This window comes from Pseudomonas sp. MF09150 (assembly GCF_059862355.1).
In genome coordinates this window covers 105,745-129,237 of the sequence record NZ_JCBCUS010000003.1, presented here as the reverse complement: position 1 = coordinate 129,237, position 23,493 = coordinate 105,745, and the positions used below count along the sequence as shown (strand labels likewise).

20 protein-coding genes are annotated in these 23,493 nt (G+C 64.1%); 6 read left to right on the top strand and 14 right to left on the bottom strand.

What is annotated here, in order from left to right; translation table 11 throughout:
• The first annotated feature begins 124 nt into the window (after positions 1 to 124).
• Positions 125 to 1,903: an acyl-CoA dehydrogenase C-terminal domain-containing protein gene (locus AC19YX_RS13460; RefSeq protein WP_201128307.1), complete on the top strand. Its 1,779-nt coding sequence runs from the start codon at positions 125 to 127 to the stop codon at positions 1,901 to 1,903.
• A 236-nt stretch (positions 1,904 to 2,139) separates the two neighbouring features.
• Here the strand turns inward: AC19YX_RS13460 and AC19YX_RS13455 are convergent, their stop codons facing one another.
• Complete coding sequence (locus AC19YX_RS13455) at positions 2,140 to 3,069, bottom strand: LysR family transcriptional regulator (RefSeq protein WP_078472836.1); 930 nt, start codon at positions 3,067 to 3,069, stop codon at positions 2,140 to 2,142.
• Between the two features lie 102 nt (positions 3,070 to 3,171).
• Here AC19YX_RS13455 and AC19YX_RS13450 point away from each other — a divergent pair, with 102 nt between their 5' ends.
• From AC19YX_RS13450 to AC19YX_RS13435, 4 genes are all read left to right on the top strand, one after another.
• On the top strand, positions 3,172 to 3,870 hold the full coding sequence (locus tag AC19YX_RS13450; RefSeq protein ID WP_078472837.1) for an MOSC domain-containing protein: 699 nt from the start codon (positions 3,172 to 3,174) through the stop codon (positions 3,868 to 3,870).
• Positions 3,867 to 5,150, top strand: coding sequence for an aspartate aminotransferase family protein (locus tag AC19YX_RS13445; protein WP_078472838.1), 1,284 nt, complete (start codon positions 3,867 to 3,869; stop codon positions 5,148 to 5,150). The genes AC19YX_RS13450 and AC19YX_RS13445 overlap by 4 nt, the downstream gene beginning before the upstream one ends.
• Positions 5,150 to 5,875, top strand: coding sequence for a type 1 glutamine amidotransferase (locus AC19YX_RS13440; protein WP_500606441.1), 726 nt, complete (start codon positions 5,150 to 5,152; stop codon positions 5,873 to 5,875). The genes AC19YX_RS13445 and AC19YX_RS13440 overlap by 1 nt, the downstream gene beginning before the upstream one ends.
• Before the next feature lie 243 nt (positions 5,876 to 6,118).
• On the top strand, positions 6,119 to 6,277 hold the full coding sequence (locus AC19YX_RS13435) for a YqaE/Pmp3 family membrane protein (protein ID WP_003228885.1): 159 nt from the start codon (positions 6,119 to 6,121) through the stop codon (positions 6,275 to 6,277).
• 68 nt (positions 6,278 to 6,345) lie between these two features.
• Here AC19YX_RS13435 and AC19YX_RS13430 read toward each other — a convergent pair whose 3' ends face one another.
• The 11 genes from AC19YX_RS13430 to AC19YX_RS13380 form a co-directional block, all read right to left on the bottom strand.
• The gene (locus AC19YX_RS13430; RefSeq protein WP_500606440.1) at positions 6,346 to 8,178 is read right to left on the bottom strand and encodes a prolyl oligopeptidase family serine peptidase; all 1,833 of its coding nucleotides are present in this window, start codon (positions 8,176 to 8,178) and stop codon (positions 6,346 to 6,348) included.
• Positions 8,144 to 9,313 (bottom strand): pyrroloquinoline quinone biosynthesis protein PqqE, encoded by a 1,170-nt coding sequence (gene pqqE / locus AC19YX_RS13425; protein WP_078472843.1) that lies wholly within the window; start codon positions 9,311 to 9,313, stop codon positions 8,144 to 8,146. Before pqqE ends, AC19YX_RS13430 begins: the two co-directional genes overlap by 35 nt.
• The gene (pqqD, locus tag AC19YX_RS13420) at positions 9,285 to 9,560 is read right to left on the bottom strand and encodes a pyrroloquinoline quinone biosynthesis peptide chaperone PqqD (protein ID WP_020295429.1); all 276 of its coding nucleotides are present in this window, start codon (positions 9,558 to 9,560) and stop codon (positions 9,285 to 9,287) included. The genes pqqE and pqqD overlap by 29 nt, the downstream gene beginning before the upstream one ends.
• Complete coding sequence (gene pqqC / locus AC19YX_RS13415; protein ID WP_020295430.1) at positions 9,557 to 10,309, bottom strand: pyrroloquinoline-quinone synthase PqqC; 753 nt, start codon at positions 10,307 to 10,309, stop codon at positions 9,557 to 9,559. Before pqqC ends, pqqD begins: the two co-directional genes overlap by 4 nt.
• A 95-nt stretch (positions 10,310 to 10,404) precedes the next feature.
• Positions 10,405 to 11,316, bottom strand: coding sequence for a pyrroloquinoline quinone biosynthesis protein PqqB (gene pqqB, locus AC19YX_RS13410; RefSeq protein ID WP_078472844.1), 912 nt, complete (start codon positions 11,314 to 11,316; stop codon positions 10,405 to 10,407).
• Between the two features lie 111 nt (positions 11,317 to 11,427).
• Positions 11,428 to 11,502: a pyrroloquinoline quinone precursor peptide PqqA gene (pqqA, locus tag AC19YX_RS13405; RefSeq protein WP_020295432.1), complete on the bottom strand. Its 75-nt coding sequence runs from the start codon at positions 11,500 to 11,502 to the stop codon at positions 11,428 to 11,430.
• A gap of 156 nt (positions 11,503 to 11,658) precedes the next feature.
• A complete protein-coding gene (gene pqqF / locus AC19YX_RS13400; RefSeq protein WP_500606439.1) occupies positions 11,659 to 14,115 on the bottom strand; it encodes a pyrroloquinoline quinone biosynthesis protein PqqF in 2,457 nt (818 codons plus the stop codon).
• 48 nt (positions 14,116 to 14,163) lie between these two features.
• Entirely contained in the window at positions 14,164 to 14,958 is a 795-nt protein-coding gene (locus AC19YX_RS13395; protein ID WP_500606438.1) for a carbon-nitrogen hydrolase family protein, read from the bottom strand.
• A 79-nt stretch (positions 14,959 to 15,037) separates the two neighbouring features.
• Positions 15,038 to 16,720, bottom strand: a complete 1,683-nt coding sequence (locus tag AC19YX_RS13390; RefSeq protein ID WP_201128296.1) for a flavin monoamine oxidase family protein — start codon at positions 16,718 to 16,720, stop codon at positions 15,038 to 15,040.
• Between the two features lie 267 nt (positions 16,721 to 16,987).
• Complete coding sequence (locus AC19YX_RS13385) at positions 16,988 to 17,449, bottom strand: Lrp/AsnC family transcriptional regulator (RefSeq protein WP_078472848.1); 462 nt, start codon at positions 17,447 to 17,449, stop codon at positions 16,988 to 16,990.
• A 68-nt stretch (positions 17,450 to 17,517) separates the two neighbouring features.
• Positions 17,518 to 18,429 carry a sugar ABC transporter substrate-binding protein gene (locus AC19YX_RS13380; RefSeq protein ID WP_500606437.1) on the bottom strand — a complete coding sequence of 304 codons (912 nt, stop codon included), beginning with the start codon at positions 18,427 to 18,429 and terminating at the stop codon, positions 17,518 to 17,520.
• 240 nt (positions 18,430 to 18,669) lie between these two features.
• On the opposite strand from AC19YX_RS13380, the gene AC19YX_RS13375 reads away from it, so the two are divergent.
• The gene (locus tag AC19YX_RS13375) at positions 18,670 to 21,039 is read left to right on the top strand and encodes a glucose/quinate/shikimate family membrane-bound PQQ-dependent dehydrogenase (RefSeq protein WP_500606436.1); all 2,370 of its coding nucleotides are present in this window, start codon (positions 18,670 to 18,672) and stop codon (positions 21,037 to 21,039) included.
• A gap of 123 nt (positions 21,040 to 21,162) precedes the next feature.
• Here the strand turns inward: AC19YX_RS13375 and AC19YX_RS13370 are convergent, their stop codons facing one another.
• Both AC19YX_RS13370 and AC19YX_RS13365 read right to left on the bottom strand, forming a co-directional pair.
• Entirely contained in the window at positions 21,163 to 22,281 is a 1,119-nt protein-coding gene (locus AC19YX_RS13370) for a succinylglutamate desuccinylase/aspartoacylase family protein (RefSeq protein ID WP_500606435.1), read from the bottom strand.
• Positions 22,282 to 22,389: 108 nt separating this feature from the next.
• Entirely contained in the window at positions 22,390 to 23,307 is a 918-nt protein-coding gene (locus AC19YX_RS13365; RefSeq protein ID WP_078472852.1) for a LysR substrate-binding domain-containing protein, read from the bottom strand.
• Between the last annotated feature and the right edge of the window lie 186 nt (positions 23,308 to 23,493).

The following is a 23,493-nucleotide window of genomic DNA, read 5'->3' as shown; positions in this document are numbered from 1 at the left end:
TGACTAAAATTAACAAAAAGGTCACTAGTTGACCCTATGTGTCACAAAAGTTGTTAGGTTACACTTCGGTTTTCGTTATTGGGGCCTGTTTCGGCCCTCTTGTTTAGATCTTGCGAGGTTTGCCATGGCTGACTACAAAGCGCCCCTGCGCGATATGCGCTTCGTCCTCAATGAAGTTTTCGAGGTCGCCAAACTCTGGGCCGAGCTGCCTGCGCTGGCCGAAACGGTCGATGCGCAAACCGTCGAGGCCATTCTTGAGGAAGCCGGCAAAGTCACTGGCAAGAGCATCGCCCCGCTGAGCCGCAGCGCTGACGAAGAAGGTTGCCACTGGAGCAATGGCGCGGTGACCACGCCCCAGGGGTTCACCCAGGCCTACCAGACCTATGCCGAGGGCGGCTGGGTTGGCGTCGGCGGCGACCCGGCCTATGGCGGCATGGGCATGCCCAAGGCGGTGTCGGCCCAGGTCGAGGAAATGGTCAACTCCGCCAGCCTGTCGTTTGGCTTGTACCCGATGCTGACCGCCGGGGCTTGCCTGTCGATCAACGCCCACGCCAGCGAAGAACTGAAAGAGACCTACCTGCCGAACATGTACGCCGGAGTCTGGGCCGGGTCCATGTGCCTGACCGAACCCCATGCCGGCACCGACCTGGGCATTATCCGCACCAAGGCCGAGCCTCAGGCGGACGGTTCCTACAGGGTCAGCGGGACCAAGATCTTTATCACCGGCGGTGAGCACGACCTGACCGAAAACATCATCCACCTGGTGCTGGCCAAGCTGCCGGACGCACCGGCCGGGCCCAAGGGGATCTCGTTGTTCCTGGTGCCCAAGTTCATGGTCAATGCCGACGGCAGCCTGGGTGCGCGCAACCCGGTGACTTGCGGTTCTATCGAACACAAGATGGGCATCCAGGCCTCGGCCACCTGCGTGATGAACTTCGACGAGGCGGTCGGCTACATCGTGGGCGAGCCGAACAAAGGCCTGGCGGCGATGTTCACCATGATGAACTACGAGCGCCTGGGGGTTGGTATCCAGGGTCTGGCCTCGGGTGAGCGCTCCTACCAGAACGCCGTCGAGTACGCCCGCGATCGCCTGCAAAGCCGCTCGCCAACCGGCCCGCAAGCCAAGGACAAAGTGGCCGACCCGATCATCGTCCACCCGGACGTGCGCCGCATGCTGTTGACCATGAAAGCCTCGAACGAAGGCGGCCGGGCGTTCTCGACCTATGTGGCGATGCAACTCGACACCGCCAAGTTCAGCGAAGAGCCCGCCACGCGCAAACGCGCCGAAGACCTGGTGGCCTTGCTGACCCCGGTGGCCAAGGCGTTTCTGACCGATCTGGGCCTGGAAACCACGGTGCACGGGCAGCAGATTTTCGGTGGTCACGGCTACATTCGCGAGTGGGGCCAGGAGCAGCTGGTGCGTGATGTGCGCATCACCCAGATTTACGAAGGTACCAACGGCATTCAGGCGCTGGACTTGGTAGGGCGCAAGATTGTCGGCAACGGCGGTGCGTTCTATCAGTTGTTTGCCGACGAGATCCGCCATTTCACTGCGACCGCCAGCAGCGACCTGGGGGAATTCACTAAGCCGTTGAATGACGCCGTGGCTGTGCTCGACGACCTGACGGCCTGGCTGCTGGATCGGGCGAAGAGCAACCCCAACGAAATCGGCGCGGCCTCGGTCGAGTATTTGCAAGCGTTTGGTTACACAGCCTACGCCTACATGTGGGCGTTGATGGCCAAGGCCGCACTGGGCAAGGAAGGGCAGGAAGACTTCTACGCCAGCAAACTGGGCACCGCGCGCTTCTACTTCGCTCGCCTGTTGCCGCGGATTCACTCGTTGAGCGCGTCGGTCAAGGCGGGCAGTGAATCGCTGTTCCTGCTGGACGCTGCGCAGTTCTGAGGCTGAGGACGCAATGTAAGCATTCTCTTACATTGCGTGCTGCTGATTACGTCTATCGACAGATTGGATCCAGAGCTAATCTACTTCACATGGACGTCGCGCAGGAAGCGCAAAAGCAAAACATGGACACGTAGGATTCTGCCAGGATGGCGGAGTGAAAAGGATGTCAGGGAAACAGTCTGCAAAACCCCGCTTCGGCGGGGTTTTCTTTTGCCCGGGTTTTTGTTCCGGGCTCTTCAGCCCAGCCCATCCAGGGGGGCGGTCCCGGGCAATCGTCCTTGCGGGCCATTCATCACGTCTTCCAGCAAGCTGCGCAGCAGCTCCAATGTGCCTTGCTGACGCTGCACGTCGCGACAGACCAGCCCCACTTTCAACGGCACCCTGGGTTCACTCAGCGGTTTCCAGAGCAAATCCTTATTGCCATGTTCCTGGCGTGAGCGCCCCGGCAACACCGTTGCCAGGCGGGTATGGGGCAGGCTATCGAGAATCCCCGCCATATTGTTCAACTCGGCCTGCACTTGCGGGCGGCGCCCGAGGCTGGCCAGTTGCGCCTGCCAGATCTGCCGCACCTGAAATTCCTCGCCGAGCAGCAGCATCGGCAACTCGGCCGCCTGGCTGATGGACACTTTCTTGAATTCGCGCAGCGGGTGGTCGGCGGGGATGACCAGGGTCAGCTCATCTTCGTACAGTGACACGCCGTGCAATCCGGCCTGGCGCGGCGGCAGGTAGCTGATGCCGATGTCCAGCGCACCATTGAGCAGCCGGCGTTCGATTTCCAGGCCGGTCAATTCATAGATCTGCACCACCAGATGGGGCTGTGCCTTGCGCACCCGCTCAAGCATTTGCGGCACCAGGCTGGTGTGCACGGTCTGCAACACGCCGATGGCCAGGGTCCGCAAGGCCTGGCCGCGGAAGTTGCCCAGGGCCTCGCGTGCCCGTTGCATGCCATCGAGCAGCGGCAGGGCATGGTTATACAACGTGTGCGCAGCGAGGGTCGGCAACAGGCGCTTGCTGCTGCGCTCGAACAGGCTGACATCGAGGTTCTGTTCCAGCTGCCGGATCTGCTGCGAGAGCGCCGGCTGGGAGATGGAAAGGCGTTCTGCGGCCCGGCCCACATGGCCTTCTTCATAGACCGCGACGAAATAACGCAGTTGCTTGAAATCCATAAGTTTTACTTATCAAAAATGCTGGAAAATCGAAATGGCCGAGTGCCGCCAAGAAGCCTAGTCTAACCCCTATTCACAAGGCTTACAGGGCCAGAGAGCGCGATGAATACGGTTTATGTGGAGGGCGTTTACATAGGCAAGGCAAAAAACCTCGGCCAGGGTTTGATCAGCGACACGGATAAACACCCGGTTGCAAATCGACTCTGGTTGTGGCCGCAAGGCCTGGGCAGCGATGAGCACGGTGATCCGCGCTTTCATACCGGCCCCGAGCGTGCCCTGCATCACTACCCGGCCGAGCACTACGCCTATTGGCGCAAGCGTTATCCACAGATCGACTGGTGCGCCCCGGCCTTTGGCGAAAACCTCTCCACCCACGGCCTGACGGAAGAGCATGTGTGCCTGGGCGACATGTTTCGCTGGGGCGGCGCCTTGCTGCAGATCAGCCAGCCCCGTTCCCCCTGCTATCGCCTGAGCCACCGCTGGGGCATCCCGAGCCTGCCGCAACAGGCCCAGGACAATGGTCGCTGCGGCTGGTTCTACCGGGTGCTCAAGCCGGGGTTCGTCAGCGCCGACCAGCCGTTCGAGCTGATCCAGCGCAGCTATCCCGGCCTGACCGTGGCCTGGGCCCTGCGTTGTTTTTATCAGGAGCCTCTGGAGCATGCCGGCTTGAAAAAACTGGTGGACTGCCCGGCGCTCGCTTCGCGCTGGCGCGATATCGCAATCAAGCGCATGCGCACCGGCCGCGTCGAAGACTGGTCTTCACGGTTGCTCGGCCTGCCGCTGGAAGGGCTGCGTGCATGAATCTGTTCAATCTGCGGCGCAAGCCCGCCAGCCTCGACGACCTGGCCACTGATTTCTGCCTGCCGGCCAGCGCTGACGAGCGCAGCAGCGAGCGCCTGATGCCCAGCGTGCAGCGGCCTCAACCGGTGTTTGTACGGGGGCAGGGTTCCTGGCTCTGGGACAACGAAGACCGCGCCTACCTGGACTTCACCCAGGGCGCGGCCGCCAACAGCCTGGGCCACAGCCCATCTGCTCTGGTCACGGCGCTGGCCGCCCAGGCGCAATCGCTGATCAACCCCGGCTCGGGGTTTTACAACCGCAGCATGCTCAAGCTCGCCGAACGCCTGTGCCTGAGCACCGGTAGCGACCAGGCGTACCTCTTGGGCAGTGGCAGCGAGGCCTGTGAGGCGGCGATCAAGCTGGCGCGCAAGTGGGGCCAACTGCATCGGGGCGGCGCGGCGCAAATCATCACCGCCAGCAACAGTTGTCACGGTCGCGGGTTTGCGGCGATGTCGGCCTCGGCCAGCCCGAACCAGGGCAATCGCTTCGAACCCCGGCTGCCAGGCTTCAGCCATGTGCCGTTTAATGATCTACCGGCGCTGCATGCCGCGGTGGACGCACACACCGTGGCGATCATGCTGGAACCGATTCAGGGCGAGGCCGGGGTGATTCCCGCCACCGAGCATTACCTCAAGGGCGTCGAGCGGCTGTGTCGCGAGCTGGGCATCCTGCTGATTCTCGATGAAGTACAGACCGGCATCGGGCGCTGCGGAGCCCTGCTGGCGGAGCAGGTCTACGGTGTCCGCGCCGACATCACCGTGCTCGGCAAGGGCCTGGGGGGTGGCGTGCCGTTGGCGGCGTTGCTGGCGCGGGGCAAGGCCTGCTGTTTCGAGGTGGGCGAACTGGACGGCACCCATCACGGTAACGCGTTGATGAGTGCTGCCGGGCTGGCGGTCCTCGACACGGTGCTGGAGCACGGTTTTCTCGAACAGGTTCGCGACACCGGCCAATACCTGCGCGAAGGCCTGGCGCGCCTGGCCCATCGTCACGGCCAGGGCGCGCTGCATGGCCACGGGCTGTTCTGGGGCTTGAGCCTGTCCGACGACTCGGCCCAGGCACTGGTCAAGGCCGCGCGTCACGAAGGCTTGCTGCTCAGCGCGCCCCAGCCTGACTGCCTGCGCTTTACCCCGGCGCTGACGGTGAGCAAAGCCAACATCGATGAAATGCTGCTGCGCCTCGCGCGTGCGTTTTCTCGGGTGCGCACGGCGCAATTGCAGTGCCGCAAGGGAGTGGCTGTCTGATGCGGGTGCTGATTCTGCAACATTCCCCGGCCGCCGGCCCGGGCCGTATCAGCCAGTGGCTGCTGGAACGTGCCAGTGCCGTGCACATCTGCCATCTCTATGCCCAGGCGCGAATCCCGCGGCTCGACAGTTTCGATTTGCTGATCGCCCTGGGCGGGCCGATGAGCGTTCACGATGATCCACAGATTCCCTGGCTGGGCGCCGAAAAACGCTTGATCAGAAAGGCGCTGTCCGCGGGCAAGCGGGTGTTAGGGATTGGCCTGGGTGGCCAGCTGCTGGCCCAGGCGCTGGGTGCTGAAGTGCGCACCAGCGCATCGCGGGAGATCGGCTGGTGGCCGGTGGAAAAATACCCCCATGCCCAGGGTTCGCCCCTGGGCCTGGCATTGCCGGAACGGCTGATGGCCTTTCATTGGCACGGTGAGAGCTTCGAGCTGCCCAAGGGCGCGTTGCCGCTGTATCGCTCGGCGGCCTGCGCCAACCAGGGGTTTATCTGGCAGGAACGGGCCATTGCCCTGCAGTGCCTGATGCAGAGCGATTGGCACAGTATCGAGGCGCTGCTCCAGGCCCGGCCCAAGGCCTGGCTGAATGCCGAGCACCAGGCCCGGCCGGATACCGTCGAGGATGACCAGGCGATCCGCGCCGGCATTCCCCATTGCAGTGGCTTGGCGCCAACCCTGTTCCGTTTGCTGGACTACCTCTCAGGGCCGCACCCGACCTTGCGTTGACAGAATTCCTGAACCGTCTCGCGGTAATAACGCGTCGCCCCGTGTCCGATTTTTCGCACGGGGCGTTTTTTTGTCTCGGGCTTTTGCAAAACCCTTTGTGGAACTTGAAGCGGCAAGGTGGAGCAGGGCCTGTGGCTGATCGTCAGCCTGAGCGGCCAGGGCAAATCGACTGAACCCTGTCGAGCGGCGCGGGTCGATTAGCTGTAAGGCTCGTGTGAGCCAATTGCCTTTATGGAGCTGCCCATGGACTTTATCCGCATCATCATCGCCATTCTGTTGCCGCCACTGGGGGTGTTCCTGCAAGTGGGTTTCGGCGGCGCGTTCTGGCTGAATATTCTGCTGACCCTGTGCGGTTATATCCCGGGCATCGTGCATGCGGTGTACATCATCGCCAAGCGCTGAAGCCGCAGCCCGCCCCTGATGGCAGGGGCGGGCTTGCCGCGTTGCGGCGGCCGGGCTGAGCGGTTGATTCAGTCCAACCCTTGCATGACCTTCCGATAAAACAACCACTCCTGCTCCAACGCATGAGCCTGGTTGCTCGCCTTGCGAAAGCCGTGGCGCTCGTCCGGGTAGTAGTGGGCCTGGGCCGCAATGCCGTTGTCCGTCAGGGCCTTGAGCATGTCGCGGGTCTGTTCGGGCACCACGACTGCGTCCAGTTCGCCTTGGAAGAAAATTACCGGCACCCGGATATTGCCCGCGTGCAGCAGCGGTGTGCGGGCGCGATAACGCTCGGCGTCCTGCTCCGGGTCGCCAATCAGCCAGTCAAGGTAGTCGCCCTCGAACTTGTGCGTGGTGCGGGTCAGGCCCAGGGGATCGCTGACGCCATACAGGCTGGCGCCGGCGCGAAACACATCGGCGAACGCCAGCGCGCACAAGGTGGTATAGCCCCCCGCGCTGCCGCCGCGAATAAAGGCGCGGCTGCGGTCGATCAGCCCTTGCTCGGCCAGATGCTCGACCACGGCGCAGGCATCCTGCACATCCACCTCACCCCAACGCAGGTGCAGGGCCTGGCGATAGGCCCGGCCGTAACCGGTACTGCCTCGGTAGTTGAGGTCGGCCACGGCGAACCCGCGTTGGGTCCAGTACTGGATGCGTGGATCGAGTATCGGGTAGCAGGCCGAGGTCGGGCCGCCGTGAATGAACACCACCAACGGCGGTGAGGCGGCGTTGTCCATGGCCGGGTAGAAGAACCCGTGGGCCTGATCCTGGCCGCTCGGGTAGTTCAGGGTCTGCGGCAGGCTGATCTGCTCTGCGGGCAGCGGCGACACGCCACCAGCCAGCACCTGCACCTGCTGGCTGTGACGGTCGATGGCGATCACCGCCGACGGGCTGACCGGCGAGGCGGCGATGCAATAGATGAACTGCTGGTCCATCGCCAGGCTGCGAAAGCGGCTGTAGTTGCCGCTCAAGTCCTGTTGCGTGCCGTCCTGCCGGCGCAGGCCGAGGCGGCCGAAACCGGCCTCGGTCCAGCTCGCCAGCCATGCCTCGCCACCCAGAGGCAGCCAGCTGCAACCGCCCAGTTGCCAGGGCGCCGGGGCATGATCGGCAGCGGCGCTGGGCAGCGGCTGCAAGCCATCCGCCGATTCGCCCCAGGGTTGCCAGAAGCCGCCGCGATCGGTCAGGGCATACAGGCGACCGCTGGCATCGAAGCGTGGTTGTTGCAGGGCCTCTTGCGTGTCGTTACCCGCCAGGCAGCGCGGTGCGCTCCAGAGGCCATTGGCCAGGCGCTCGGCGACCATCAGCCGGGTCGCGGTCCAGGGTTGATGGGGGCGATCCCACTCGATCCAGGCCAGACGCTGGCCGTCGGTGCTCAAGGTGGGCGCGGCGTAGAAGTCCGCGCCTTCGGCCAGCAGCTGGCGACTGCCATCTGCCAGGGCAATGGCCACCAACCGGTGCCGGTCCTGATGCTCCTCGACCGCCAGGACCTGGCCCGCGGCGAATTGCAGGTCGCCGTAGCGGCATTCCCCGGCGGTCAGCGCAGTGGGCATTTCTCCCTGAACGGACTGGCGGTACAGCTGCTGGTCTGCGTCATTGACGAACACCAGCCCGTCGTCGCTCAGGCAGAAGGCACCGCCGCCATATTCATAGACCCGGCTGCTGACGCTGAAACCCTTGGGCGTCAGGCACCGGGCCTGGTTGTGTTGCCAGTGCCAGATTCGGCAGGCCGCGTCGGCCGGGCGATATTCGTTCCAGAACAGGCCCTGGGCACCGAGGCGCAATTCGCTGAAGTCGACCCCGGCGGCAACTGCCTGGGCGGCGCTGAAGGGCTCAGCCCTTGGCGATGAGGCGTGAGTTTCGTTCATTACGGAAGGCCAGTTGTTCAATGGTTTGGGTGGCGTGCTCGGCGTCTTCGCGAGCCTGGAGGATCATCCCATGATGCGCCGACTTACTGCACACCGGATCTGCATTGCTGGCATCACCGGTGAGCATGAACGCCTGGCAGCGGCAGCCACCGAAGTCTTTTTCCTTCTCGTCGCAGGAGCGGCAAGGCTCGGGCATCCACTCGTAGCCGCGAAAACGGTTGAAGCCGAACGAGTCGTACCAGATGTGCTGCATGCTGTGCTCGCGCACATTGGGGAACTGCACCGGCATCTGCCGCGCGCCATGGCAGGGCAGGGCGGTGCCATCCGGGGTGACGGTCAGGAAAATATTGCCCCAGCCGTTCATGCAGGCCTTGGGGCGCTCTTCGTAGTAATCCGGGGTGACGAAAATCAGCTTGCACGGATGCCCCTCGGCTTCGAGCCTGGCGCGGTACTCGTTGGTCACCCGTTCGGCGCGCACCAGCTGCTCCTTGGTGGGCAGCAGGCCGACGCGGTTCAACTGCGCCCAACCGTAGAACTGGCAGGTCGCGAGCTCGACGAAGTCGGCTTCGAGGGCGATGCACAGCTCGATGATGCGGTCGATCTTGTCGATGTTGTGCCGGTGGGTCACGAAGTTCAGCACCATCGGGTAGCCGTGGGCCTTGACCGCGCGAGCCATTTCCAGCTTTTGTGCGAAGGCCTTTTTCGAGCCGGCCAGCAGGTTGTTCACCTGTTCGTCGCTGGCCTGGAAGCTGATCTGGATGTGGTCGAGCCCGGCCTGTTTGAAGTCGCTGATTTTTTGCTCGGTGAGGCCGATGCCGGAGGTGATCAGGTTGGTGTAAAACCCCAGTTTGCGCGCTTCGGCAATCAGCTCGGCCAGGTCCTGGCGCACCAGGGGTTCGCCCCCGGAAAACCCCAGCTGCGCGGCGCCCATTTCCCGGGCTTCACGAAAGACCTTGAGCCATTGCTCGGTACTCAGCTCCTTGCCCTGCTCGGCGAAATCCAGCGGGTTGGAGCAATAGGGGCATTGCAGTGGGCAGCGATAGGTCAGTTCGGCCAGCAGCCACAAGGGCAGGCCGACCTCGGGTTTGGGCGGCAGGCGCGCGGTATCAGGCAAGTTCGATCCAGTGCTGAGCACGGGCGACCTCCATGAATTGCTCGATATCGTCCGCCAGCTCAGGCACGCCGGGGAACTGCGCGTCGAGTTCGGCAATGATCGCCGCCACATCACGCTCAGCGTCGATCAGGCCACCGATCAGCGCGGCACTGTCGTTGAGCTTGATCATGCCTTCCGGGTACAGCAACACATGGCCTTTCTGCGCCGGTTCGTACTGGAAGCGGTAGCCGGGTCGCCAGTGCGGAACCTTGCTGCGATCAAAACTCATAGGGTGATCCCCTTATGCCAGACCCGTTGTTCGGTGACGCTGTGATAAGGCGGGCGGTGCAGCTCGTACGCCATGCTCATGGCGTCGAGCATGCTCCAAAGGATGTCCAGTTTGAACTGGAGAATTTCCAGCATGCGCTGCTGGCCCTGCAGGGTGGTGTAGTGCTGCAGGGTGATGGCCAGGCCGTGCTCGACATCACGCCGGGCCTGGCCCAGGCGGGTGCGGAAGTACTGGTAGCCGGCCGGGTCGATCCATGGGTAATGCTGTGGCCAGCTGTCCAGGCGCGACTGGTGGATCTGCGGCGCGAACAGTTCGGTGAGCGAGCTGCTGGCCGCCTCCTGCCAACTGGCGCGCCGGGCGAAGTTGACGTAGGCATCCACCGCGAAGCGCACGCCGGGCAGTACCAGTTCCTGGGAGCGCAGTTGATCCGGGTCAAGGCCCACGGCCTGGCCCAGGCGCAGCCAGGCCTCGATGCCGCCGTCTTCACCGGGGGCACCGTCGTGATCCAGCAGGCGCTGGATCCACTCGCGGCGGATTTCCCGGTCCGGACAGTTGGCCAGGATCGCGGCATCCTTGAGCGGGATATTGACCTGGTAATAGAAACGGTTGGCGACCCAGCCCTGGATCTGTTCGCGGGTAGCCCGGCCTTCATACATCGCCACGTGATAGGGGTGGTGGATGTGGTAATAGGCGCCCTTGGCCCGCAGGGCCTGTTCGAACTCGGCGGGGGACAGTGCGGTGTCAGTCATTGCGGTTCTCCGGGGGCTGCGGGTGCAAGGTCGCGCAGGCCCGCTCCTGCACAGTGGATGCAGAGCCCGTACAGCGAGCTTGCTCGCGATTCGCCCTACAGCTCAATACTCATTCCGTCGTAAGCCACTTCCACCTTTCGGCGTACCAATTCGGCACGTTCGGCGGAGTCTTCGTCGAGGATCGGGTTGGTGTTGTTAATGTGGATCAGCACCTTGCGCTGGTTCGGCAACTGCTCCAGCACCTCGAGCATGCCGCCCGGGCCGTTTTGCGCCAGGTGGCCCATTTCCCGCCCGGTGCGAGTACCGACGCCACGGCGCTGCATTTCATCGTCGTCCCACAGGGTGCCGTCCACCAGCAGGCAATCGCTGCTGGCCATGATCTTGAGCAGGGAGCCATCGACCTGGCCCAGCCCCGGTGCGTAAAACAAGGTGCCGCCGGTGCGCAGGTCTTCGACCAGCAGGCCGATGTTGTCGCCGGGGTGCGGGTCGAAGCGGTGCGGCGAGTAGGGCGGGGCGGCGCTGCGCAGCGGCAGCGGGCTGAAGCGCAGGTGGGGGCAGGCCGGGATGCCGAAGCTCTGGCCGAGTTCGATGGGGTGCCAGTCCAGCCCACCGTTCCAGTGCTTGAGCATGGTGAACAGCGGGAAACCGGTGCTCAGGTCTTCGTGGACCATGTCGGTGCACCAGACCGAGTGCGGGCATCCTTCGCGCAGGCTGAGCAGGCCGGTGGTGTGGTCGATCTGGCTGTCCATCAGGATGATCGCGCTGACCCCGGTATCGCGCAGGGCCCGGCCCGGCTGCATCGCGGCAAAGCCCTGGAGCTGAGCGCGGATATCCGGCGAGGCGTTGCACAGCACCCAGTTCACGCCGTCATCGGAAATCGCGATCGACGATTGGGTACGCGCCTGTGCCCGCAGGCTGCCATCGCGAAAGCCTGCGCAGTTCACGCAGTTGCAGTTCCACTGCGGGAAACCGCCACCGGCGGCCGAACCTAGAATCTGGACAAACATGGTGGCTCCATCAGGGCAAGACACAACAAAAAAACGCCCCGGCGAGCCGAGGCGTTGCACTGCGGGTTCTGTTTCCGGGGTTCCTGCGAGGCAGTTGCCCGGGGACAGTAATCAGCGGTTGGCGAAGTACATGGTGACTTCGAAGCCGATACGCAGGTCGGTGTAGGCAGGTTTGGACCAGGACATGGAGGCGCTCCTTCAAGTGGATGGGACGGGTGACTGCATTACATATAGTCCACCTCCGGCCGGAGATGTTCAGATGCTTAGGGAGCTATCTTACTCAATGGTCCCCGGTCCTGACCTGCCCCTGTGCAAGAAAGCCCTTTACTGCCACGGTAATGATCAGCGCTGCCCCTGCCACGGTGCGCCCGGGCAAACCCCGGTGGCCAGGCACCTCCAGCCGCCTTCGGCGTGATTCAGACGCAGGGCCGCGTCCTGCAGAGTGGCCGCCGACAGCCCCTCGATGGCTGGCGGCAATTGCTGCAGATAATCCGACGGATGGCCGGCCTGGGCGCTGTGCCATAGCAGCTCGGCGGCTTGGGCCAGCCCGAGGCTGGCGGGGTCGAATTGCGCCGCCAGACTCTGGCGTTGGGAGGCCAGTTCCACGGGGTCAAGCTGAGCCAGCAGCGTTGGCAGTTGCTGCAGAAACTGCCGAATGTGTTCGAGGATCTCAGGCACCGGGGCTCCGGGCGACTGCACGCCAAACAGCAACCCGGTGTGTCCGTTGATCTGGCGTACGCCGCTGAACACCGCATAACCCAGTTGCAGCTCGACCCGCAGGCGCTGATAGAAGGGCGCTTGGGACAGTTGGCCGAGCAGGCGCCAGGCGGCCTCGTCTTCCACGCGGGTCGACGGCGCTGGGCAAAATAGCAGCAGCGCGTGTTCGCTGGAGCCGCAGTCGACGGTTTGCCAGAGGTAGCCGGCCGCGCTGGGGGTGACGTCTGCCAGGGCGCTGTCGGGGCTACCGGGCATCTTGCCCAGGGCTCTTTTCAACGCGTGTTGCGTCGCTTCGGGCAGGCCCAGGCCCAGCCCGTCCCAGCGGGCGCCGTCCCACAGTAACTGCAGGGCCGCGGCATCATTGGTCGCGGCGGATTCCCACTGCGGCTCGGCCAGGGCCTTGAGCAACTGACGGATCGGGATCAGGGGCGCGGCGGCGGGTTCGCTGCTCAGCCACGTGGCGGCAGCGGGCTGGCTCAGCTGTTTGAGCACCTGGGCCAGAATCGCCGGCAGCGGTTGCGGGTGGCCGGTCATTTTCAGCAGCCAGTTCTGGCCATTGGGGTTCAGCGTCACCTCCACCCCGGCCTGGCGCGCATCCACTTGCAGCTTGTGCAGGCTGCGCACCAGCACCGGCAGCAGCCCGGCCGGGGCCGCCTGGTGCAGACGCCAGCGCAGGTACAGCGCGGCCTCGCCGGTATCTTCGGGCAGGGCCTGGCTGAAGTTCAGCGCCGGCAGCTCGAGCCGGCCACGACTGCGGTCCTGGGCAAAGGTGCGCAGCCCGCGGTGCTTGCTGGTTTGTCCGCGAATCAGGCCGGCGCGTGGCGGCTCGACTTCGGTAGCCAGAAACGGATTGGCAGGCGGCAGTTGCCAGGCAATCGCCAGGGGCTCGCCCGCCTTGGGTTGCAGTTGCTGGAGCAGTGTTTGGAGAGCCGCCAGCCCTGGCCCGGTCAATGCGCCCTGGCGCTGCTCGCTGTCGAACCGTGCCAGTTCCAGCGCGCCCGCGACCTGTTGCCGGCGTTGTTGCAGGCGCGCGTATTCCGCGCTCAGTGGCGGCCAGTCGGTCTGCGTCGCAAAAAAGCCCAGCCAGTCCTGCACCTGTTGGCGGATCAGCGTCACGTGTTCCAGGCCCTGGGGAGTCAAGCCGATGTCGACATGCACCACGGCCTGCCCGGCAAATTGATACAGCGGCGCGGCTTTGAGGCCATCGATCAGGCCGCGTGTTGTCAACTCGGCGACCAGGCCCCCGGGCTTGCTCGACGCCAGCCAGATACAGAGCACCTCCAGAGCGTCTGCGGCACCCTCGGGCAATTGCTCAGCGCACAGCAGCAGGTCCAGGTGACGGCCGTCTTGCCGGGCATAAAGCCCGGGGCCGTCGGCCTGCAAATCGGGCGGCAGCTCCTGGGGCACGGGCGCGCCTTTGGCGAACTCGCCGCCGCAACGTTCGGCCAGGGCCCGCAGCTCTTGCAGCGGTTGCGGGCCGGCCAGGCTCAGGGTCATTTGCCCGGCCTGGTAGAAGGTCTGGTAGAACTCGCCCAGGGCCTGGCGAAAGGCCGGGCGTGGCACCGGCAGGCTGTAGCGATTGCCGGCATGGAAGGCGCGTAAGGGGTGGGTCGGGGACAGGCGGTCGAACAGCGAAAACTGCCGTTGTGCCGTGGCATCCCGGGACCAGGCGATAAATTCCGCGTGCAGCACTTCGCGCTCGCGCAGTTGATCTTCTTCGGCCAGGCGCGGGTGGGCCAGCATGTCGCACAGACGCTCCAGCCCGCCGGCAAAGGCGGCGGGTGGCAACTCGAAAAAGTACTCGGTGCTGCGCTCGCGGGTCTGGGCGTTGACCTGTCCGCCATGGCCTTGGACATAGGCCATCAGGCCCTGCTGCGCGGCAAAGCGCTCAGTGCCGAGAAACATCAGGTGTTCCAGAAAGTGCGCCAGGCCAGGCCAGGCCGGAGGCACATCGTGGCTGCCGGCATTGACCCGCACGCTCGCCGCGCAGCGTTTCAAATGGGGGGCATGGCGCAATGAAACCCGCAGGCCGTTGGCCAGGGTTTCAGTGTGGGGCAGGTGGGGGTGGTTCAGCGCGGGCATGAGCACTTCCAGAACAGAGAAGCGCTCATGCTAGCGGATAACCCGGGATCAGCGCTTGTTCAGGTCGTCGTAAAGCTCGGGGCGGCGGTCGACGAAATAGCGATTGATCGCCCGGGAGTCGAGCATCAATCGCCGGTCCAGCACGCCGCTGATCAACGCTTCGTCGAGCCCGGCCCTGGCGCAGAGGGTGCCATCGGGAGCGGCGATGCTGCTCAGGCCGCAGTAGTGGATCTCGTCCTCGCTGCCGCAGTAGTTGGCGTAGGCCACGTAGCACTGGTTTTCAAAGGCCCGGGAACGCACGGTCACCTCGGCAACGAACTCGTAGGGACGCATGTTCGCTGTCGGCACCAGGATCAGCTCGGCGCCGGCCAGTGCCAGACGCCGGGCGTTTTCCGGGAACTCGATGTCGTAGCAGATCAGGAACCCGAGTTTCCAGCCGTTCAATTCCACCAGCGGGAACTGGTCGGCCCCGGCGCTGAACATCGAGCGGTCGAGGTCGCCGAACAGGTGGGTCTTGCGGTAGTTGCACAGGCGCTGGCCCTGGGCATCGATCAGTTGGATGGCGTTGTAGATCTGCCCGTCCTCGGCGCGCTCGGCATAGCCATAGACAATCGCGGTGCCCGCAGCCCGGGCGATGGCCGCGATATGTTCGGCCGAGGGGCCGTCCTGGGCTTCGGCCAGGGCGCCGACCGCCTCGGGGCCGATGTTGTAGCCGCTGAGGTACATCTCGGGCAGCACCAGCAGGTCGGCGTCGCTGGCTTCCATGGCGATGTTTTGCAGGCGTTGCAGGTTGCCGGCTACATCCAGGGGCAGTGGCGGGCACTGATAAAGCGCTACGCGCATGGGGATTACTCCTGATCAACCGCGGGGCCGGCTTGGCAGCGATGCTGCTGGCAAGCCGGCCCGCGAGGGCGGGTGTCGACTATTCGGCCAGGGCGATGGGGCCGATTTCGTGGAACACATCGCCTGGGCCCGGGTTTTCGGCGTGGGTCTGCCCGCCGAAGTGCTTCATGATGCCCCAAACCGCATTCAAGGAGGTCTGTACCGCGCCTTCGACCCAGGCCGGGGTCCAGGACACATCGTCGCCGGCGATAAAGATTCCGCGTTGTTCGGCGGGCATATCGTCCTGCATGAAGTGCGCGTACATCCGTTGGTTGTAGCGGTAGTGGCCCGGCAGCGCGCCTTTGAAGGCACCGAGGAAATGCGGGTCGGCTTCCCAGGACACGGTGATCGGATCGCCGATGATGCGCGCGGCGATGTCGACTTTCGGGTAGATCTTTTTCAAGGCATCGAGGGCCAGCTTCACGCGCTTTTCCACCGGGTGCGGGAGCATTTTCAGGGCGTCGCTCATCCATGAGTAGGACAGGCAGATCACCCCCGGCTTGTCGTCGCCGTTATCGAACAGATAAGTGCCACGGGTCAGGCGGTCGGTGAGGGTCATGCTCATCAGGTCGCGCCCGGTTTCCGGGTCTTTGTCCTTCCAGAATGGCCGGTCGACCATGACGAAGGTTTTCGACGACTGCATGTAGCGCGTGCGGTCCAGGGCCATCCACATCTTTTGCGAGAACAGGGTTTCGTCGCATTCGATCTGGGTGGTCAGCAGCCAGCTCTGGCAAGTGGTCAGCACCGCTGCGTATTCCCGGGTATCGCCCCAGTTGTCGGTCACCGCAAAGCGCCCGTCGGCGGCGTGGGCGATGCGTTTCACGCCTGTGCGCGGTGCGCCGTTATGCAGCGAGCTGAGGCTGGTGCCTTCGGGCCAGTGCGCGCAACGCTCGGGCACATGGCGCCAGATGCCCAGGGGCACTTGCTCGACGCCGCCGACCACGAGGTGCTGGTGATCGTCGCAGTTGGTCATGACCACGCGGAAGATTTCCAGCATCGAGTTGGGGAAGTCCGAGTCCCAGCCGCCGGTGCCGAAGCCGACCTGGCCGAACACTTCACGGTGGTGGAAGGACAGCTTGGCGAAGGCTTTGGAGGTGGCGACGAAGTCGTAGAAGGTGCGGTCGTCCCACAGCGGTACCAGGGTATTCCACAGTTGCTTGAGGCGCGGCACATCGCGTTCGCGAATGGCTTGCTGGATCTCGCCGAAGCGCGAACCGTCCTCCAGGGCATCGGCCCAGGCGTCGGCCACTTCCTGGAACAGTGCCGGCAGGTCGGCGAGTTTCTGCGCGTAGTGGGTCTGGCCTTCGAGGTCGATCACGGTGCTGCCCGAGGCCGGGGTCAGCGGGTTGGGGAAGGGCTTGGTTTGCAGACCGAGCTTGTCGACATAGTGATAGAAGGCGGTGGATGACACCGGAAACCGCATGCCGCCCAACTCGGCGATGATGCCCTCGGCGCCTTCAAAGGCCTGGGAGCGCAGGCGTCCGCCCATCTTCGAGGCTTCATACACCACGGGCTTGAGGCCTAGTTTCATCAGTTCGTACGCGGCCACCAGGCCGGCGATACCGGCGCCGACAATGGCCACCTCGGCGCCGTGGTTGGCCTGGGGAATGCTGCCCAGGCCGGCGGGGTGCTCGATCCAGTCGTCAAAGGCAAAAGGGAAGTCCGGGCCGAAAATGGTGATCGGTTTTTTACCGTCTGCAGGATGGCGATTGTTCTTGTTCATGGCGGGACCTTGCTGGCGGCTCACGCAGAGCGTTGAGTATAGAAAAAGCTGGCAGCCATTCTAGGGAGCGTAACGCCCGTAAATAAGACGCAAAGTGTCGTCGTTTTGGATTCATATCAGGCGATATGACGAATTGATGTGAATTAACGACGAAGTGTGGCTGCTGGTGAAGTATCGGGCGCTGTCAGACGATGGGTTTACACCTGACACTTTTCGGGCGCGATTTGGGCTAGCGCCGCCTCGCGCTGCTCGGCAGCGGCTACAGGGTCAGAGGGGGTGGCCGCGGTCGATTTTGCTGCTGAGGATAATGGAGGTGGTAGTTTTTTCGACGCCGTCGACGCTGCCGATCTGGTCGAGCAATTGGTCGAGCTGTTCCGGCGAGTCGGTGCGCAGCCAGGCCACGTAATCGAATTCGCCGCTGACCGCACACAGTTGCTGGACCTGGGCCATGGCGCTGAGGCGGCGCAGCACTTCCTTGCCCGAGCGCGGCTGGACCTTGATGCCCACATACGCTTGCAGGCCGCCATCGATCACCCGTTGCCCCAGGCGCACGCCATAGCCGGTGATGACTCGGGCTTTTTCCAGGCGGGCCAGGCGCGAGGTCACGGTGGTCCGCGCGATGCCCAGTTGCCGGGCCAGCATGGCCACGCTTTCGCGGGCGTTGATCTGCAAGGCGGCAATCAGTTGACGATCGATTTCGTCGAGGACGGGAGGGCGGCTTTCAGACACGGTGGGCTCCGGCGCGGGAATCGGTGGGCGAGCATGTTACAGCCTCGCCCGCACCGACGCTCGCCGCGCTACTGACGCTGGAACTGCGCGTAGTTCTGCGGGGTGACCAACTGCGTGGGAATCCAGATATCGCCTTGCAAGGCTTCGTGGTTGATCAGTTGCACAGCGGCGTCCAGGGAGCCGGCACCGATGGCCACCGGATCGCGGAAAACACTGACCGCCAACTGGCCTTTTTTCAGTGCCAGCAAGCCGTCCGGGGTGCCGTCGATGCCGCCCACCAGGATGTCGTCGCGCCCGGCCTGGCGCAGGGCCATGGCGGCGCCGATGCCCATTTCGTCATTGTTGGCGGCGACCGCATCAATGGCCTGGCCCTTGGTCAGCCATTCGTTCATCAGGTCCATGCCTTTTTCCCGCTGCCAGTCGCCGGACTGCTCTTCGACGAGCTTGATGCCCGGGTAGTTGGCCAGCACGTCCTTGACTCCGTGGGTGCGCTTGCCGGTGTCGCTGTGGGCCAGGCGCCCGAGAATCACTGCGAGGTTGCCTTTGCCGCCCATCTTCTCGGCCAGGTACTGCATCTGCAGGCGGCCGATGGCGCGCTCGTCGGTGCCGACAAACACCACGCCGGCCGGCAGGGTTTCGACTTCGGGACGGCTGTTCATGTAGACCAGGGGGATGCCGGCCGCCAGGACCTTTTCGCTGATCTTGCGGGTGGCTGCGGTGTCGGCCGGGTTGACGATGATGGCGTCGACCTTCTGGCTGATAAAACTCTCGACCTGGCTCAACTGGCGCACCACGTCGCTGGCGGAGTCCTCGACCTGCAGGGTGACGCCGCCCGGCACCTGCCTGGCGCGGTCTTGCATGGCTTTCACCAGGTAGGAAATGTAGTTGTCGTACTGCCCCACCGTAACGCCGATGCGCAGTTCGGCGTGGGCGGAAACAGAGAGCAGCAACGCGCACAGGCAGCCCAGGAAACGTCTCATGGCATCTGATCCTTTTTTATTGTGGGAGACGAGGAACGGCAGATTCTGTAAATACATTATTGGAATAAATATTCCATAACAATACTGTTTGGAATTTATTATTTTCTTCGCGGTACGGCTTTATGGCTAATCTGAAACCGCTCATGACATTTTTTGCCACAAATTGGCTGCGACAAGTTGTCATAAGTAACTAGGTAGTACATTCTCTCGCCCACGTTAAAGATGGGAGAAATTTCCGACATGAACAACTCTGGAGCTGCCGCCGGCAGCAAATGGCTGCTGGTGGGCCTGGGTGTCCTGATCGCACTGATCGGGCTTGGCCTGGCAGGTGGCGGTGGCTACCTGGTGAGTTTGGGTGGCAGTGGGTACTTCCTGCTGATGGGCCTGGCGATGCTGGTTTCCGGCCTGTTGATCGCCCGCCGCAACCCTCGCGGTGCCTGGCTTTATGGTGTGGCCCTGGTGCTGACCGCGATCTGGGCGGTGTGGGACACCGGCCTGGAATACTGGCCGCTGGTGTCGCGGGTCCTGACCTTCGCCGTGATCGGCCTGGTGGTGGCTCTGGTCTATCCGACCCTGGTGCGGGCTTCCGGCGCGACCGCCGGCCGTGGCGCCTATGGCCTGGCCGGTGTGCTCGGCCTTGGCGTGGTGGCGACCCTGGCCTACATGTTCGTGCCGACCCATGTGGTCAAGGCCAGCGTTGAGCCGGCGGTGACCCCGGTGGTTCCGGGCACCGAGCAGAAAGACTGGGCGCACTGGGGCAACACCACGGCGGGCAACCGCTTTGCCGCGCTGGACCAGATCAACAAAGGCAATATCGACAAGCTGCAAGTGGCCTGGACCTTCCGCACCGGCGACATTCCCGAGAGCAACGGCTCTGGCGCCGAAGACCAGAACACCCCATTGCAGGTCGGCGACAATATTTACGTCTGCACCGCCTACGGCAAAGTCTTCTCCCTGGACGCCGACACCGGTGCCGAGCGCTGGAAGTTCGACCCCAAGGGCAGCGCACCGAACTGGCAGCGTTGCCGTGGCCTGGGTTACTTCGATAGCAGCAGCGCAGCGACCGGGACCACGCAGCCCGTGGCGGCGAGCGCCTGTGTCAAACGGCTGTTCCTGCCGACCATCGATGCCCGCCTGATCGCCATCGACGCCGAAACCGGCAAACCCTGCGCCGACTTTGGCGACCAGGGCACGGTCGATCTGAAAACCGACATGGGCGAAGTCAAACCCGGTTATTACCAGCAGACCTCGACCCCCCTGGTGGCGGGCAATGTGGTGATTGTCGGCGGCCGCGTCGCCGATAACTTCTCCACCGGCGAACCACCGGGCGTGGTGCGTGCGTTCGACGTGCGCAGCGGCGAGTTGGTCTGGGCCTGGGATCCGGGCAACCCGAACACCACCAAGCGGCCACCGGCGGGCGAGACTTACACCCGCGGTACGCCTAACGTGTGGTCGGCGATGTCTTATGACCCCAAGCTGGGCCTGGTCTACCTGCCGACCGGCAACGCGACCCCGGACTTTTTTGCGGGTGAGCGGACCGAGTTCGATGACAAGTGGAGCTCCTCCATCGTCGCCCTCGACGTTGCAACCGGCCAGGTGCGCTGGCACTTCCAGACCACCCACCACGACCTCTGGGATTTCGACCTGCCGGCGCAGCCGCTGCTGTACGACGTGCCGGACGACAAGGGTGGCGTGCAACCGGCGCTGGCCCAGGTCACCAAGCAGGGCGAGATCTTCCTGCTCAACCGCGAGACCGGCAAGCCGATTGCCCGGGTCGAAGAGCGGCCGGTGCCCCAGGGCAATGTGCCGGGCGAGCGTTATTCGCCGACCCAGCCGTTCTCCGTGGAAATGCCGTCGATCGGTAACCAGACCCTCACCGAAGCCGATATGTGGGGTGCCACGCCGTTCGATCAGTTGATGTGCCGGATCCAGTTCAAGGGCATGCGCCATCAGGGCGTCTATACCCCGCCGGGCCTGGACCGTGCCCTGCAATTCCCGGGTTCCCTGGGGGGCATGAACTGGGGCAGCGTGTCGGTGGACCCGAACACGAACTACATGTTCGTCAACGACATGCGCCTGGGCCTGGCCAACTACATGATCCCGCGGGACAAGATCGCCGCCGGTGCCAGCGGCATCGAAATGGGCGTGGTGCCCCAGGCCGGCACGCCGTTTGGCGCCATGCGTGAACGCTTCCTGTCGGCGGCTGGCATTCCGTGCCAGAAACCCCCGTTCGGCACCATGTCGGCCATCGACCTGAAGACCCGCAAGCTGATGTGGCAGGTGCCGGTGGGCACCGTGCAGGACACCGGCCCGATGGGCATCCGCATGCACATGCAGATCCCGATCGGCATGCCGACCCTGGGCGCCTCCCTGGCCACCCAATCCGGCCTGCTGTTCTTCGCCGGCACCCAGGACTTCTACCTGCGCGCCTTCGACACCGGCAACGGCAATGAAATCTGGAAATCCCGCCTGCCGGTGGGCAGCCAGTCGGGGCCGATGACCTACGTGTCACCGAAAACCGGCCAGCAGTACATCCTGCTCACCGCCGGTGGCGCCCGTCAGTCGACGGACCGGGGCGATTACGTGATCGCCTATGCGCTGCCCAAGTAAGGGCTGACACCGCACAGTGAAAAGCCGCGCATTGCGCGGCTTTTTCATGGGGCGGGGTTTTGCGTCGGCTTGGGGCTGCGCCCTACCTGCAGAGTGACGTCTGGTTTACTGAGGGGCCCAGCGTCAGGCCGATACCTGCACCCCTTCCGGCAGGGGGGCGGCACCGGCGATCTTGCACAGTTCCACGCCCGGGGCGGCGAAGCGGATGGCAGAGCGCATGTACATCACACCGCAGGTTGAGCTGCGCACCACCTGGGTCACGCCGGACAGTGGGTCGATCAGTTCCACCACCGGGTCCCCGTGGTTGATCCAGGCCCCGGGTTTATGCAGGAACACCACCAGCCCGGCGCAGGGCGCACGCAAGGTCAGCGAGCCGGCAAAAGGCGTCGCCGGGTTTTGCAGCGCCGGCATTGCCGGAGCTTCGCCGCCCACGACCCCCAGGTGCTGCAGGTAGGCGAAGAGCTGCCCGGCATCGCTCTGTGCCAGGCCGTGTTCGACATCGGCTTCGCCCCGCAGCTCCAGGGTCACGCTGGCACAGCCCAGGGGGATCGGGAAGTGTTCGCCGAACCGCTCGGCCAGGCGCCACCAGGGTTGGCCGCAAGCCTCGTCGAACGAGCCGGCGCCGGTGCCGCTGGCCAGCAGGCTGGCGTGCACGCCCAGGTAGCGCGCCAGGGGTTCGATCTGTGGCCAGTAAGGGGTTTCGGCGTACAGGTGAAGGATGGCCTGGGCGTCGCAGTGCAGGTCCAGCACCACATCGGCGTCATGGGCCAGCAGCAGTTGGGCCCGCCGCAATGAGTCGAGCTCGCTGGTGACCGGCCATTGTTGCAGGGCCTGGCCCATGGCCTGACGGATCAGGCGCCGATTGGCCGAGGCGTCCTGGCCCAGGCGTGCCTCAAGGCCGTCGCTGATCAACGCCGCCAGGTCGGGGTAGCGGCGGTTGAAGTTTTCCCCGCTGTTGAAGTCGAAGCGGCCCATGGCATCGTGCATCAGGGTCTGTTCCAGGCCCACCGGGTTGGCGATCGGCACCAGGACGATTTCCCCGTGGATTGCACCCTCTGCCAGGGCCTGGTCCAGGCGCTGGCGCAGGTGATGCAGCACCAGCATGCCGGGCAGTTCATCGGCATGCAGGCTGGCCTGCAGGTAGACCTTTTTGCCCCGTCCGGGTTCGCCGTAATGGAAGCTCGTCAGGTCCCGTCGGGTGCAGGGGCTGCGGGCCAGCAAGGGCTGGTGTTGGACACGCATGGGGGGCTTCCTCGGCAGTGATGGCGGGCCATTCTCGGTAAAGCAAAACAGCCCATCAATCGAAGAATTTGCGCCTCACTGGTGAGCGCAATTGCCCATTGCCGCGCCTCAACTGCTGATCGGCGGCTTGTCGCTGATGCCCTGGGTGGTGGCCAGCAACTGGTTTTTCAGCCAGGTACTGAAGGCCTGCACCACCGAGCGTTCGGCCTTGGTCGGGTCGACCACCAGGAAGTAGCCGCGCAGCGGGTTGATGGCTATCTCGAACGGCCTGACCAGCAGGCCTCGCGCCAGGGCATCGCCACTGAGCAGGTTGTCGCCGATGGCCACGCCCTGGGCCGCGATGCAGGCCGATTGGGCGCAATGGGCGTCGGAAAAAATGATCCCGCTGCTGGCGTCGATACTGGAGGCCCCGGCCGCCGCCAGCCAGACCCGCCAGTCGGTCTGGTCGCTCATGTGGATCAGCGGAAAGCCGGCCAGCTCCTGAGGTGTTTTCAGGCCGCCCAGGGCGTTGATCAGGCGTGGGCTGCACACCGGGAAAAAGTGCAGGGCGACGATCTGCTCCACCAGCAGGTCCGGCCAGTCGCCAATGCCATAGGCGATGAACAGGTCGGCATTCGGGTCGCTGGTATCGTCCGGTGCGCGAGGGGTGACCACCTGCAATTGCACCTGCGGGTACTGCCGCAGGAAATCGTTGATGTGGTAGCACAGCCAGAAGCTGGCGAACCCCGGGTTGCAGCTGATACGCAATTTGCCCGAGATCTGCTGGTCCTCGAAGCGGCGGCCGGCTTCCTGGATGTCGGCGAGGATCTGGTGCACTTCGCGGGCATAACATTCACCGCGATAGGTCAGACCAATGCCACGGCCGATGCGTTCGGTGAGGGCAAAGCCCAGGCTCTGTTCGAGGCTGTTGATCTGATGGCTGATGGCGCTGCGGGTCAGGTTCAACTGGCGCGCGGCGTCGGTCACGCTGCCCAGGCGGGCGACCGCATCCAGGGCGCGCAGGGCGGTCATCGAGGGGTAACGCATGCAACCTCCTGGCAGCGATGGGGTGCCTTCCAGCCCGGGCAGACAGGCAACAAGGCGGCTGATGTTTGGGTAATTTAATTTGACATTAACGCAAAATAAATTCGATTGATGTAATTATTCATTCACCAATACTAGGGGCCTGCGCCAGCTCCGGGTGAGCCTGGCCACTAATAAAAATAATGTGAG

Bases quoted from the DNA above. Each gene is read 5' to 3' on its own strand.
- AC19YX_RS13440 (WP_500606441.1), top strand. From the start codon at position 5,150: ATGCGGGTGCTGATTCTGCAACATTCCCCGGCCGCCGGCCCGGGCCGT.
- pqqD (WP_020295429.1), bottom strand. From the start codon at position 9,560: ATGAGTTTTGATCGCAGCAAGGTTCCGCACTGGCGACCCGGCTACCGC.
- AC19YX_RS13370 (WP_500606435.1), bottom strand. From the start codon at position 22,281: ATGCGTGTCCAACACCAGCCCTTGCTGGCCCGCAGCCCCTGCACCCGA.
- pqqF (WP_500606439.1), bottom strand. From the start codon at position 14,115: ATGCCCGCGCTGAACCACCCCCACCTGCCCCACACTGAAACCCTGGCC.
- AC19YX_RS13365 (WP_078472852.1), bottom strand. From the start codon at position 23,307: ATGCGTTACCCCTCGATGACCGCCCTGCGCGCCCTGGATGCGGTCGCC.
- AC19YX_RS13390 (WP_201128296.1), bottom strand. From the start codon at position 16,720: ATGAACAAGAACAATCGCCATCCTGCAGACGGTAAAAAACCGATCACC.
- AC19YX_RS13455 (WP_078472836.1), bottom strand. From the start codon at position 3,069: ATGGATTTCAAGCAACTGCGTTATTTCGTCGCGGTCTATGAAGAAGGC.
- AC19YX_RS13435 (WP_003228885.1), top strand. From the start codon at position 6,119: ATGGACTTTATCCGCATCATCATCGCCATTCTGTTGCCGCCACTGGGG.
- pqqB (WP_078472844.1), bottom strand. From the start codon at position 11,316: ATGTTTGTCCAGATTCTAGGTTCGGCCGCCGGTGGCGGTTTCCCGCAG.
- pqqC (WP_020295430.1), bottom strand. From the start codon at position 10,309: ATGACTGACACCGCACTGTCCCCCGCCGAGTTCGAACAGGCCCTGCGG.
- AC19YX_RS13460 (WP_201128307.1), top strand. From the start codon at position 125: ATGGCTGACTACAAAGCGCCCCTGCGCGATATGCGCTTCGTCCTCAAT.
- AC19YX_RS13380 (WP_500606437.1), bottom strand. From the start codon at position 18,429: ATGAGACGTTTCCTGGGCTGCCTGTGCGCGTTGCTGCTCTCTGTTTCC.
- AC19YX_RS13430 (WP_500606440.1), bottom strand. From the start codon at position 8,178: ATGAACGAAACTCACGCCTCATCGCCAAGGGCTGAGCCCTTCAGCGCC.
- AC19YX_RS13450 (WP_078472837.1), top strand. From the start codon at position 3,172: ATGAATACGGTTTATGTGGAGGGCGTTTACATAGGCAAGGCAAAAAAC.
- AC19YX_RS13375 (WP_500606436.1), top strand. From the start codon at position 18,670: ATGAACAACTCTGGAGCTGCCGCCGGCAGCAAATGGCTGCTGGTGGGC.
- AC19YX_RS13445 (WP_078472838.1), top strand. From the start codon at position 3,867: ATGAATCTGTTCAATCTGCGGCGCAAGCCCGCCAGCCTCGACGACCTG.
- AC19YX_RS13395 (WP_500606438.1), bottom strand. From the start codon at position 14,958: ATGCGCGTAGCGCTTTATCAGTGCCCGCCACTGCCCCTGGATGTAGCC.